Below are 6,507 nucleotides of genomic sequence, written 5' to 3' on the forward strand. Positions count from 1 at the left end.
TAAGGGCGGGACGAAGCCGCCGCTCCACCTTCCAGATTGAACGACAACTTTTAGAATTTGAAAGTCTGCCATACAAGGCACCTATCCCAGCAAGCACGGACCATCGCAAGAATGACTGATGACTTAAAAATCGAATCCATCATCTCCGATGTTGGCACATCTGTTATCTCGAAGGAGAAGCTCAAAGGCGGCTTCTCGCACGAAGCGTGGTTGGTGAGGTGTTCGGACGAAAGAGGCGTCGTCGTGCGGTTTGGTGACGCAAGCTCTGCGATCGAAGCAGCGGTCCTGTCATTGGCAAAAACCGTTGTTCCAGTGCCAAATGTGTTGTCATTCGGCGACGACTTCACGGTTCTAAGTTTCGTTGAAGGTCAGACTTTAGAAGAGGTGTTGGTTACCCACGGCCCCCGCGAAGATTTTAAAAAATTGGCTACCCAACTTGGGCAAATGGTCGCGGCGATTGGCAGCATCCAGTTTGAACGACCCGGCTTTTTCGAGAGTGACACCCTGATACCGTCGAGCGAGGACCCCTGGTCGCAGCAGCTCGTTACGTTCTGCGCAGATCAACTTGCCTCTTCGGACCGTTTTTCTTCTTCTGAGTCGTCCGCCTGGATGCGTTTGTGCGAACAAAATGCAGAAGCTTTAGAAGCTGTGGACTTAGTCAGTCGGTTTGTCCACTCGGATATGAATCCCAAGAATATCATCGTAGACCGCATCAATAACGAGTGGCAGATCGCAGCACTCATCGACTGGGAGTTTGCCTATTCAGGTTGTCCTTTTGCTGACGTAGGAAACTTCTTCCGCTTTCCATCCGACTATCCAGCAGGCTTTTTGGCTGCGTTCATCAACGGCTTTGAATTAGCCTCACCGCAGTTGACCGACCAATGGAAACGTCAAGCACGCATTCTGGACATGTTCTCTCTGAGTGCTCTGGCCGCAAAGCCGAAAGGGCACAAAATCGGAGACAAGGCTGAAGCGATCATTCGCGTATGGTCTGCAAACGGAATTCCACCACTTGCTGTTTAGCACCTGCCGAGGCTGACATTGTTGCAGTCCGCAGCACCAAGCATTAGGGCTCACAGCCGCCTTGCGGCGGCGCGGCAGCAGTGTTGCGGCGAAATCGCATGTAAGCCTTGCTGCTGGATGGCGGGTGTCAGCCCCAAAGCTGCCCAACAGCCATTGGCACGATCCTGCGATAGCTGACCTTGGCCACGTGGGTCGCGAACTGGTAAGATGCGGACGAAGCTGCCGCGCTCTGCACGTGCTCCAGTGTACGGTTTGGCTGCCCCTTCCAAAAACGATCGTTTTTGGAAGGGGCAGCGCTGCGCACGAACGGGGCTTGGAATGATCGGACGCCGCAGTATAGTTTTGCGATGAACATACTTAGAAACGGACATCTCAGCAGTGACAACCTTTGGCTCCGAGCTTTGGCTCTTTGATGGTCCTGCAGTAACAGGTGCGGCGGGTTTTCAGTTTCCCACGCGCATGGCCGTGGCTAGGTTGCCCAATCACGGCGAATTATGGGTTTGGTCTCCTGTAGCCTTGTCTCAAGATGTGCGCATCGCCATTGATGCCCTTGGTGCTGTCCGTCATCTGATCGCTCCGAATAGTCTGCATCACACGTTTCTTGCAGAATGGGCCGCTGCCTATCCAGATGCACGGGTCCACGCCGCGCCCGGTTTGACGCGACAAGTCGCAGGAACTGAGATTCATTCAATAATCGGCGATGAACCGGACCCAGACTGGGCTGGGGCGATGGAACAGGTAATCGTGCGGGGGAACCGGATCACGACCGAGGTGGTATTCTTCCACCGCGAGTCGGCTACGGTGCTGGTGACGGACCTAGTGCAGCAAATACCAAAAAGCTGGTATCGTGGATGGCGAGCCGTAGTGGCTCGACTTGACCTAATGACAGCCCCCGTGCCGTCTGTGCCTCGCAAGTTCCGTATGGCGACGACCGATAAAGTCGCCGCGCGAGATGCCGTCAAGCGCATCTTGGAATGGCCCGCTCAACGTCTAGTCATGGCGCATGGCACTCCGATGCAGTCCGACGGACAAGAGGCGTTGCGGCAAGCGTTTGGCTGGCTAATGCGTTAAGGGATGTCGCCACGCTCCAAAAACGCTCCTTTTTGGAACACGCCAGAACCACCCCGATTGACGTTGCCAAAAGGCCCGCTCCACCAGGCAATAGAAAAGGCCGACCAGTAATGAAGCATTCATGCATCACAGGTCTCTGGCTCTTAGGAACAGCAACAACTCTCACATCATGCGGCTTTGACGGCGATGAACTTCGAGAGTATGCTGTACGAGCAATAGAGGGAGCAGACGTTCGCCGCAGGTGCAGTTACCAACCATCATCGAACGGACGGGATGCGGACAAAGCGCTATTTCGCTGCGGCTGTGCCAATGGCTGCTTTGGCGGATGCAAGACTTTCTATGGCGTTCAGGGCTATCCACGGAAGCGTGAAGTGCAAGTAGCCACTTAAGTCTCTCGCTGAACGGCCACATCCGTCGAGGTGGTGTCAATTGCCGGGTGGCCTGAGGTCACGATCAGGCGGCTTGGGTTGACTATGCGATTACTGTGCTTGGTCCCCGGTTGATAATCTTTCCAAGAACTCCACCGTTCATCATCATCCCAGATGCCGTTTCACAACATTCTGCATCGGGCGTGGTTTGCGACCCAGCAGGCGCTCAAGTGTGGGATCCACCATTGCGAATTCCCCTGCCTGGGCGGCGCGGTAGTAACCCAGAATGACGCTTTTTACCGCTTCCGGTAGGTTTGCTCGCCCCAAGTTGTCGATCGTATCTTCTTCGTTGATGATCTGGCGCTTGATTGTTCTTCCTGTCACCCCGCTTGCCATCTGCGCGAGGTCAGCAAGGTCAAGCCCCTCGCTGCCGGTGAGGGGTGGCGTCACGCCTTCGAATGTCTCTTTTCCAGCCAGCAAAAGCGCATCGGCTTGTGCCAAGTCTTCATGGGTCGTCCAAGCCACCTTGCCATCCGCCGGCCCCACCAAATTGCCATTCGCAAATCCCTGCGCATTCATATGCATGGCGCTCTCCGCATAGAACCCGTGCCGCATGGACGTCCACGCCAGACCTGAACCAGCCAACATTGTTTCCGTTGCGGCGTGATGGCGCGCAGGCGGGAAATGCGACTGCGTATTGGCCGACACCTGGCTGGTGTAGAGTAGCCGTTCGACACCCAGTTCCTTGGCCACAGAAATCGCAGTTTCATGCTGTTTTAACGGTTCGCCTCCACTGGAACCTGCATTTGAGGACACCAGCAGTACTCGGCGGGCCCCTTCCCACGCGTGGCGCAGGCTGTCAGCGTCTTCGTAGTCCCCACGCCTTACGCGTACACCACGCGCCGCGAGCTCGGCCAATTTTTCCGGGTCACGTAGGCTGACTCCGATTTGGTCGGCTGTCACGAGGCGCTGCAGAGCCTCAACCACAAGTCCGCCTAGTTTTCCCGAGGCTCCTGTAATGATGAGCATTGTCGGTCTCCATTTTCTGAAACGCGCCAGGTGGCGCAATAGGGAGTGATGATCGACAAGATGACTGTTCTGCATCTATAGGATAAGGTACCTAAATTGGATTGGACTGTTCTCAATGAAGAACAATGTTTCTGCTGATGATCTCACCGTTCTTCTGGCGGTTGTCCGTGAGGGCGGCTTCCGCGCAGCGTCCCAGCGGCTCGGCATAGCAGCCTCAAAGGTTAGCACCACGGTCTCGCGGATAGAATCGCGACTTGGCACCCCCGTGCTACGCCGCACAACGCGCAGCCAGCACCTAACTGAAGCGGGGCAACTTCTGGTGGATCGTGTGGGCCCATTGTTGTCTGCAGTGGACGCTGCCTGTCAGGATGTCGCAACGCTTGGAGGGCAGATACAGGGGCGGTTGACGCTCAACGTGCCGGGGGCGGTCATGCCGGATATATTGCCGCCTCTGCTTGCCGCATATCGAGCGCAGCATCCAGATGTGGAGGTTGAGATCACGGTAGAGAGCGATCTCGTCGACATTGTTGCGGCAGGCTGTGATGCGGGCATTCGCTATGGCAGCGTGCTGGAGCAGGATATGATCTCGATACCGATCGGGCCGCGCAGGCAACAAATGGCGATGGCCGCGTCGCCGGTCTATCTTGAGGCGTACGGGAGGCCGCAAGCTCCTGAAGACCTGACCGCTCATCACGCGATCCGCTACCGGTTGGACGCGGGCCCATTGCTTCCATGGACGCTGCAAAGCAAAGGACAGTCCGTGAAAGTGGAACCCCAAAACGCGCTTATCCTCAGTGTAGGCGCGCTCAACACTGGTCTTCGATATGCGCATGCGGGATTGGGAATCATACATACCTTCCGCAACTGGCTGGACGAAGATTTCGAAAGTGGAAAGCTGTTGCCCGTTCTACCGGGCTGGTGGTCGGACGTTGAGGGGCCATACCTCTACTATCCGAGCCGCTTTGCTCCAAAACCCCTGCGGGCTTTTATCGAGATATGTCAGGCGACACCCGCAGACGCGTAAGCATTCCCTCGCCAGCACGTTATCCGCTTATTGGAACTGCCGAGTGTCGATATGCTGATCTTCCGTGTTTATTGATGCGCAAAGGCTTTTACGGCCCAGTCAATAAACACGCGCACGCGCGGCGACAGGTGTCGGTCGCGTGGATAAAAGATCGACACAGGAGATGGGGACGGTGGTGTGTCTTTGAACAGTTCGATCAAGCGACCCGCGGCAAGGTCTTCGGCAGCAGAATAGCGTGGTTTTTGGATAATGCCGAGGCCAAGCCGAGCGCAATGCGCCAATGTGTCTGCGCCGCTGACAGTCATTGGCGTCGGGAGTGAGACCGTGCGCAGGATACCATTCTGAACAAATTCGAGCGGCAAGATAGACCCTGTCGCGGTAGAGCGGAACCCGATCATCCGGTGGCCTTTGAGCGCGTCAATATTTTGCGGTGTGCCGAACCGTTCAAGATAGGTCGGGGCCGCGCAGGTCACCTCTTCGAGGTCCGTCAATTTTCGCCCGGTCATGTCGCTGTCGATAGGATCACCCACCCGTATCGCGCAATCCACGCCTTCGCGGACCAGATCAACCAGTCGATCACCTTCTCCGATCTGGATCTCAATGTTAGGGAAACGCGCCATGAAATCTGGCAGTGAAGGCAACAGAAAATGCCGCGCTAGAATACCATGGACTTCAATACGCAGCGTGCCTTTTGGCGTAGTTCCTGCAAAGGCGTCCTCGGCATCTTCAATCTCGGACAGGATTGACAGGCAGCGTTGATAGTATGCTTCACCATCTAGCGTTGGACGCACGACCCGTGTGGTACGGTGAAGCAGGCTCACGCCCAATCGCGCCTCAAGTGCTTTGATCGCATCTGTGACCGTTGATCTTGGCAACCCCAGATCAGTTGCAACTTTGGTAAAACTTCGCAGTTCTACTATCCGAACGAAGACGTTCATGGCATCAAGACGGTCCATTTATTATCCGAATATATGGAATAATGAAGTCGGATTGTAGTGGATTATTCCAACGATGGGAACGCCTATTGTTCTTAAAGGTTCGGCATGGGGCCGATTAGCGAAAGGACAATAAATGGCCACTATCGAAAACAGAACAGCATTGGTGACTGGCGCCTCACGTGGGATTGGCGCGTCAATAGCCGAGAGGCTTTCAGCGGATGGATTCAATGTCATCGTCAACTATGCAGGAAGCGAAGCCGCCGCACATCAAATTGTCGAAAAGATCGAAGCAGCAGGCGGTAAAGCCATCGCAGCCCAAGCCGACGTGTCGGATGCGGTCGCTGTCAAACGGATGTTCGACTCCGCAGAAACAGCCTTTGGCGGGATCGACATCTTGGTCAACAATGCGGGCATTATGAAATTGGCACCTATTGCAGGTAGCGATGACGCTCTCTTTGACACTCAAGTCGCAATCAATTTCAAAGGCACGTTCAACCTGTTGCGCGAAGCTGCAAATCGCCTGCGTGATGGCGGTGCAATCGTGAACTTATCGACCAGCGTCGTCGAGTTGAAGCTTGAGACTTACGGCGTCTACGCTGCGACCAAAGCGGCCGCTGAAACAATGACAGGCATTATGGCCAAGGAACTTCGTGGGCGGTCGATCACTGTGAACACGGTCGCCCCTGGCCCAACAGCAACGCAGCTCTTCTTAGACGGCAAGCCACAAGAGGTCGTTGATCGTATGTCAAAAATGGCACCCTTGGAACGGCTCGGGACACCGCAGGATATCGCAAATGTTGTTGCGTTTCTCGCTGGACCAGACGCAGCTTGGGTCAATGGCCAGACCTTGCGCGCAAACGGCGGCATTATCTGATCTTCCGCACTGGAGGCGTATGCATACCAATACGCCTCCAGTACCATGCATAAAGTCCGATGCTTGAGCCGGTCTTCAAGCGATACTCTGGCATTTCGCAGGGAGCTTGGCAAATTATCGGCACCAAGCCTCCTTCCGGTTTACAACTTCTGCCCCTCGGTAATCCCCCCTAAAAATAGT

Annotated in this window: 6 protein-coding genes; 4 read left to right on the plus strand and 2 right to left on the minus strand. The window is 55.3% G+C overall.

Features of this window, described 5'->3' with window-relative positions; all coding sequences use genetic code 11:
• Positions 1-111 precede the first annotated feature (111 nt).
• Both FGE21_RS19180 and FGE21_RS19185 read left to right on the plus strand, forming a co-directional pair.
• Entirely contained in the window at positions 112-1,023 is a 912-nt protein-coding gene (locus FGE21_RS19180; protein ID WP_139665010.1) for a phosphotransferase family protein, read from the plus strand.
• A 378-nt stretch (positions 1,024-1,401) separates the two neighbouring features.
• Positions 1,402-2,094: a DUF4336 domain-containing protein gene (locus tag FGE21_RS19185; protein ID WP_218062798.1), complete on the plus strand. Its 693-nt coding sequence runs from the start codon at positions 1,402-1,404 to the stop codon at positions 2,092-2,094.
• A 533-nt stretch (positions 2,095-2,627) separates the two neighbouring features.
• On the opposite strand, the gene FGE21_RS19190 is transcribed toward FGE21_RS19185, so the two are convergent.
• Positions 2,628-3,491, minus strand: a complete 864-nt coding sequence (locus tag FGE21_RS19190) for an NAD(P)H-binding protein (protein ID WP_139665012.1) — start codon at positions 3,489-3,491, stop codon at positions 2,628-2,630.
• Positions 3,492-3,606: 115 nt separating this feature from the next.
• On the opposite strand from FGE21_RS19190, the gene FGE21_RS19195 reads away from it, so the two are divergent.
• On the plus strand, positions 3,607-4,515 hold the full coding sequence (locus tag FGE21_RS19195) for a LysR family transcriptional regulator (protein WP_139665013.1): 909 nt from the start codon (positions 3,607-3,609) through the stop codon (positions 4,513-4,515).
• 68 nt (positions 4,516-4,583) lie between these two features.
• Here the strand turns inward: FGE21_RS19195 and FGE21_RS19200 are convergent, their stop codons facing one another.
• The gene (locus FGE21_RS19200; RefSeq protein ID WP_139665014.1) at positions 4,584-5,471 is read right to left on the minus strand and encodes a LysR family transcriptional regulator; all 888 of its coding nucleotides are present in this window, start codon (positions 5,469-5,471) and stop codon (positions 4,584-4,586) included.
• A 115-nt stretch (positions 5,472-5,586) separates the two neighbouring features.
• On the opposite strand from FGE21_RS19200, the gene FGE21_RS19205 reads away from it, so the two are divergent.
• Positions 5,587-6,327 carry an SDR family oxidoreductase gene (locus tag FGE21_RS19205; protein ID WP_139665015.1) on the plus strand — a complete coding sequence of 247 codons (741 nt, stop codon included), beginning with the start codon at positions 5,587-5,589 and terminating at the stop codon, positions 6,325-6,327.
• Positions 6,328-6,507: the final 180 nt, after the last annotated feature.

It is taken from the genome of Phaeobacter sp. B1627, from assembly GCF_006265095.1.
Lineage (GTDB): Bacteria > Pseudomonadota > Alphaproteobacteria > Rhodobacterales > Rhodobacteraceae > Epibacterium.